This window comes from Corynebacterium halotolerans (assembly GCF_050107895.1).
Taxonomy (GTDB): Bacteria; Actinomycetota; Actinomycetes; order Mycobacteriales; family Mycobacteriaceae; genus Corynebacterium; species Corynebacterium halotolerans_B.
On record NZ_JBNILW010000031.1, the window covers coordinates 1 to 5,432 of the forward strand.

The following is a 5,432-nucleotide window of genomic DNA, read 5'->3' on the forward strand; positions in this document are numbered from 1 at the left end:
CCACAGTCACACTGTGTATTCGGGGCGTTGTCGGTCGCGGCGACTCCCATAAAGTTACACACCCACCCACCCCAACCACAAACCCGCAGCTCACACCACCAAAACCACCACCACACCCACACGATGATTGAACCTCGGCGGTCGATCCACGGTTAACCGCGGAAAGCCGAACGGGGTGTCCCAGGAGAACCTGGCACACCCCGGCAGCATTGTTTCCTAGTTCTGCACCTTGACGTTCTGCTCCGGCCGTAGCTTCTCGGCGTCGGCACTGTCCGCGTTGTCCCAGATCTCCTGATCGAGGATTCCCTTCCGCTTGGAGACGACAGCAGCGACGAGAGCCTGACCGGTCACATTCGTGGCCGTACGACCCATATCGATGATCGGCTCAATGGCGAGCAACAGCCCCACGCCCGAAAGCGGAAGCCCCAGTGTCGAGAGAGTCAGGGTCAACATCACGGTGGCACCCGTGGTACCGGCCGTGGCGGCGGAGCCGATGACCGAAACGAAGATGATCAGCACGTAGTGCGTCAGGTTCAGTTCAATGCCGTAGAACTGCGCCACGAAGATCGCGGCGATCGCCGGGTAGACCGCAGCACATCCGTCCATCTTTGTGGTGGCACCGAGCGGTATCGCGAAGGAAGCGTATTCCCGGGGCACACCGAGGGACTCTTCCGAGACCCGCTGGGTCACCGGCATAACGCCCATTGAAGAACGGGTGACAAACCCCAGGGAAGTCACGGGCCAGACTCGCTTATAGAAGCCGAAGACCGGCAGACCATTGAGCTTCAGGACCAGCGGGTAGATGATACCGAGCACCACAGCAAGACCCACGTAGATTGCTATAACGAACTTGCCCAGTGAACCGAGTGCGTCCCAGCCATAGCTGGCCACTGCATTTCCGATCAGCGCAGCCGTCCCGATCGGGGCCAACCGAATGATCCACCACAACACAACCTGGATGACCTTGAGGAAGGACTCGGCGAACTGCAGGAACGGCTCAGCCGACTTCCCGGCTTTAACAGCAGCGATTCCCAGCGCCAGGGAAATCATGAGGATCTGGAGCACATTGAAGTTCAGGGATACTGCCCCCTCTCCTGCGGAGGCTGAAAGCCCGAGGAAGTTGGTGGGGATGATCGAGTCAATGAACCCGAGCCAGGAGCCAGTGTTGGAGGGATCAGCAGCGGACGTTGGATCGACATCAGTACCGACGCCGGGCCGCATGATCAGAGCTACAGCAATGCCGGCGAGCACGGAGAAGAATGCGGTGATACCAAACCAGATGAGCGTACTCACTGCGAGCCGGGCCGCATTGGTTACCTTGCGGAGATTGGCCACTGAAGTCACCACAGCAGCGAACACAAGTGGCGGAATCAAAAGTTTCAGCAATTGCACGTAGGTGGAGCCCGTCCAATCAAGCAGGTTCCCCAACCAATTGCCCTCTTCGCCGCCGCCCAGACCACGGGCAATGAATCCCAGGGCCAGGCCGACGATGAGGCCCACCAACACCTGTATACCGAAATTTGTCATCCAGCCCGGCAGGTGCCGCCGCGACCGACCTGTCTGGTGGCCAGCTTCCGTCATAGCACGCCCAGTGCTTCCCGCACTGGCTGCGTCACTGTGAGAGCTCATATGTCCTCCTCTGTTGGTTCCTGTCCCAGTCAACTATTTACATCGCGATTTCATACCACCAGAACGAGGTTATGTGAGCAACGAAACAGACAGGTTCAAATTTGCTAGACAGGCTAGTTCAGTTATCGAGGTGTCCTCCGAATCGCGAAGCGGACAAAACATGGCCTAGAATCTCCTGGTTATAGACCATGCATCGGCCCTCAATCAGAGGTCTGATCTGCTCCCCGGAAGGATTCCTGCGCCTTGTACCCGCGCTTCCAGGCCCCGGGCGAACCATTGCTGCTCACCTAACGCCGCATCTGGATCATCGTCTCCGCACTGCTCGCTGGCAGGCTGCTGGCAAGTCTCGATCAGACAATCGCATCCGCCATGCCGATCATCGTCGGCGATGTGGGAAGTGTTGCGCACCAAACGTGGATCACCACCGGCTACATGCTGGCGTCCACGATCGTCATGCTCATCTACGGAGATTCGGCGACGTGCTCGGGCGGCGCAATCTCTGCCTGATCGCCGTCTTCACCGTGGCTTCCCTCGGGTGCGCACTCTCCACGGACTTCTGGACTTTTGTGCCCATGCGAGCAGCACAGGGGCTCAGCGGTGGCGGCCTGATGATCCTCTTCCAGGCCATCATCGCCGATATCGTGCCGGCCTCAACGCGGTAAATACCTGGGCTCACTAGGGCCATCCTTGGTCTGGACGCCGTGGCCGGCCCACTAGTCGGTGGCTTCTTCGTTGATCATCTGATTTGGCACTGGGCCTCTGGATCAACATTCTCATCGGCATCATCGCCTTCATCACCACCACCGCCATCGGATTCGTGCTCGGTGTGGGAATGTTCGCGGCGCTGGCGTTCATTCCGACCTTCCTGCAGATGTCCTCCGGCGCCTCCGCAGCGGTTTCCGGTCTCCTGACGCTTCCGATGGTCGGCCTCATGGCCACCTTCATCGGATCCGGCATCACCATCACCAGGACCGGAAATACCGTATCTACCCGATCCAGGGCGCCTCATCGTTGGCGGTGCCCTGATGGACCTGACGACCCTCGCCGCCCCACCCCGATCTGGCTGATCTGCGTCTACCTGTTGATCTTCGGTATTGGCCTCGGCCTGATCATGCAGGTAGTCGTTCTGGTCGCGCAGAACGCGGTTCCCGCTAACCAGATTGGTGCCGCCACCTAGACGAACAACTTTCCGTGAGGCCGGTGCCATGCTGGGTATCGTCGTGTTCGGCGCAATCTTCTCCGCCCGGCTCAGCGAGCAGCTCCAGGAGGTCTTCGGCAGCGCAGGAGTCTCCGCGGAAGACACGGCTGCAGTGATGGCGGAACTTCCCGATGCACTCCGCGACGGCGTCATCGACGCTTATGCCAGCTCTCTGGCACCGGTGTTCTGGTATCTGGTCGGTTGCGTCCGTTAGCGTGGTGTATCTGTAGCTGTCGGTGAGGGCCCCGTGAAAGACGTGGGCGACCACCGCAGTACCTTTCGAATCAACTCCTACATCTCCTCGAAAGGGAACCCACGATGGCCGCTGGCCCTTATTCTATCGATCCGACCACCTATCTCGACGACCTGCTGTCTCAAGCCTCCCCGGACTTGATGAGACAGATGCTCCAGGGCTTCATCAACGAAGATCCTGTCGACCCAGGCCGACCAGATCTGCGGTGCCGACTACGCCACCGCATCCGAGTCCCGCACCAACACGAGAAACGGCTACCGTCACCGCGACCTCGACACCCGCGTCGGCACCGTCGACGTCGCCGTCCCGAAACTCAGGACGGGATCGTTCTTTCCGGACTGGTTGCTGGAACGACGAACACGTGCCGAACGGGCCCTGACCACTGTGATCGCCACCTGCTACCTGAAGGGTGTGTCGACCCGCAGGATGAACGACCTGGTCGCCTCACTGGGCATCAACAATCTCTCGAAGTCACAGGTCTCCGACATGGCCACAGACCTCGACTCCATGGTCGAGGATTTTCGCACCCGGCCGTTGGATACCGGCCCGAACCTCTATGTTTCCTGCGACGCGTTGACCATGAAGGTCCGCGAAGGCGGACGCGTCGTGAAAACCTCCGTGTTGTTGGCTACCGGGGTCAACGCCGAAGGGTACCGGGAACTACTCGGTATGCAGGTCGCCACCGCAGAGTCGGTGGCCTCCTGGACCGGATTCTTTAGGGATCTCAAGGCCCGGGGCCTGAATGAGGTGTACCTGGTCACCAGCGACGCGCACCTGGGCATCCAGCATGCGATCGGGGACGTGTTGCCGAATGCCTCGTGGCAGCGGTGTCGGACGCATTTCGCGAAGAACCTCTCCGGGCTGGTGTCGAAGACCCAGTGGCCGACGTTGTCGGCGATGTTCCACACGATCTTCCAGCAGCCCGACGCCGCATCAGTGTGGGGCCAGGCGAAGGAGGTGGTGGCATTTTGTGAGCAGAAGTTCCCGCATGTCGCCGATTACCTGGAGGAGGCCCTGGACGAGTTGCTGGCGTTCACGAACGCGCCGAAGGCGGTGTGGATCGCAAGGTGTGGTCGAACAACCCCACCGAGCGGTTGAACCGGGAGATTCGCCGGCGCACCGATGTCGTCGGGATCTTCCCGAACCGCGATGCCGTCGTCCGCCTCGTCGGGGCGGTGCTGGCCGAGCAGCACGACGACTGGATTGAAGCAGAAACGCTACATGTCGCTGACGAGTCTGGAGCAGACAAAGACCATGATGGCCAGCAACATCATCGACGCTGGCGAGCCTGTTCAGGAGGCGGCATGAGTCGGACTCAGCATGAAGCTCGTGATGGTCCCTGAGTCTGTCATGCAGCCTGTTTTATCGAAAGGCAGAAACACCACTTCCCAGGACTTGACCATCTGGTCCCCTTCACCGTGGTCGCCTTCCTACTCGCGCTCGCCGTCCCCCACCTGAAGCTTTCCGACGCCGCCGGCATGGTTGACCGCGACGGAGCAATCGGCGGCGCCGAAGCCGAAAGGATGGAAAAGTCCCGCCGCAGTGGAGAACTTGGCGGACACCAGGATGAGACGGTGACAAAGGCCAGCGCGCAGACTTCAGGTACCGCGAAAAGTCCAGATACCTAGTCCGCCCAAGCAATAATCCCCGGTGGGTCACGTAGTTTACGTGACCCACCGGGGATTTTCTGTTTCATCAGAGGAGTACATTGGCCAGCTCCCTCACTGGGCTGCTGATACCGTCTAGGCCGCTGAAGGGCGTGAGCTACGTCTGGCGCCAACCAGCATTTTTATCCGGACAGGCCTGCTGCCCCGGACAACGGAAGACGATAACGAATGCCAGAGCCAGCCCTTTCGCACCGGTGTCCCTGACTCAGGTGCTACTCCCAAGGCAGCCCTGAGACAGGTGAAGTGCGAACGTCAACGATACCTGGTACGGCACGGAGGCATCCCATTCCCTGGGATACGCTGTCGACCCACCTCCACAGCCAGCGAGGCCCCTATCACCACTGAGCCTTGCACTAGGATCGCGAGCACGGGCACCAGCGTTTCGTCTTCTCCCGTCCCGAGGGAAATCCCACAGCGCGACCCATTGTTACTTCGGCACCACATGAACGTCCTGAGTTTAAAAGGGGACGTTCTTGTAATTCGCGAGCCATAGCTCGCTGTGGGCTGAACCCGCCGTAGTTTCAGGCTGGCATCGAAACCGGCGTTCTTCGACCGAAGACCAGTCTCCTGTTGCCCTTCGGCACGACCACTTGTAACCCCGCCCCCGGGTCTCACTTCCGGGGAACGGGGTCACCTTCTGTAACGCACCCAGACACGCAAAAAGAGGTGCACGCAGTCGCCTACC

The 5,432-nt window shown here is 60.2% G+C and carries 5 protein-coding genes and 1 pseudogene; 4 read left to right on the top strand and 2 right to left on the bottom strand.

Translation table 11 applies throughout. The annotated features are described in order from the left end of the window. Positions 1-216: 216 nt before the first annotated feature. Positions 217-1,581 (bottom strand): dicarboxylate/amino acid:cation symporter, encoded by a 1,365-nt coding sequence (locus ACQCVD_RS15335; RefSeq protein ID WP_426824652.1) that lies wholly within the window; start codon positions 1,579-1,581, stop codon positions 217-219. Between the two features lie 417 nt (positions 1,582-1,998). Between ACQCVD_RS15335 and ACQCVD_RS15340 the strand changes: the two genes are divergently transcribed. The 4 genes and pseudogenes from ACQCVD_RS15340 to ACQCVD_RS15355 all read left to right on the top strand — a co-directional run bounded on the left by ACQCVD_RS15340 (position 1,999) and on the right by ACQCVD_RS15355 (position 4,388). Then, the gene (locus ACQCVD_RS15340; protein WP_426824653.1) at positions 1,999-2,136 is read left to right on the top strand and encodes a hypothetical protein; all 138 of its coding nucleotides are present in this window, start codon (positions 1,999-2,001) and stop codon (positions 2,134-2,136) included. A gap of 238 nt (positions 2,137-2,374) precedes the next feature. Continuing rightward, positions 2,375-2,806, top strand: a complete 432-nt coding sequence (locus tag ACQCVD_RS15345) for a hypothetical protein (RefSeq protein ID WP_426824655.1) — start codon at positions 2,375-2,377, stop codon at positions 2,804-2,806. A gap of 28 nt (positions 2,807-2,834) precedes the next feature. Then, a complete protein-coding gene (locus ACQCVD_RS15350; RefSeq protein ID WP_426824656.1) occupies positions 2,835-3,041 on the top strand; it encodes a hypothetical protein in 207 nt (68 codons plus the stop codon). 104 nt (positions 3,042-3,145) lie between these two features. Next, positions 3,146-4,388: pseudogene (locus tag ACQCVD_RS15355) on the top strand (IS256 family transposase). Between the two features lie 122 nt (positions 4,389-4,510). Here the strand turns inward: ACQCVD_RS15355 and ACQCVD_RS15360 are convergent. Further along, positions 4,511-4,642 carry a hypothetical protein gene (locus ACQCVD_RS15360; protein ID WP_426824657.1) on the bottom strand — a complete coding sequence of 44 codons (132 nt, stop codon included), beginning with the start codon at positions 4,640-4,642 and terminating at the stop codon, positions 4,511-4,513. Positions 4,643-5,432: the final 790 nt, after the last annotated feature.